Origin of the sequence: Psychromonas aquatilis (assembly GCF_038155185.1) — a bacterium.
Lineage (GTDB): Bacteria > Pseudomonadota > Gammaproteobacteria > Enterobacterales > Psychromonadaceae > Psychromonas > Psychromonas aquatilis.
Window position 1 is genome coordinate 1 of record NZ_JBAKAZ010000333.1, and the last position, 220, is coordinate 220.

At 41.8% G+C, this 220-nt stretch carries 1 protein-coding gene; it reads right to left on the reverse strand.

The window, feature by feature from the left end:
• A partial coding sequence (locus tag V6256_RS16560; RefSeq protein ID WP_341599161.1) for a hypothetical protein occupies window positions 1-220 on the reverse strand: 220 nt, incomplete at both ends.

Here is a 220-nt window from a genome sequence, read left to right on the forward strand (position 1 = left end):
GCTAGTTTAGCTGCTGTTGCTTTTTCCGCTTTCTCTTTCGCTAGTTTAACTGCCTTTTCTTTTTCCGCATTCTCTTTAGCGAGCTTAGCGGCTTTTTCTTTTTCCGCTTTCTCATTAGCGAGCTTAGCGGCTTTTTCTTTTTCCGCTTTCTCTTTTGCTAACGCATCAGCTTTTGCTTTTTCTGCTTGCTCTTTTGCTAAAGCATCCGCTTGTGCTTTTT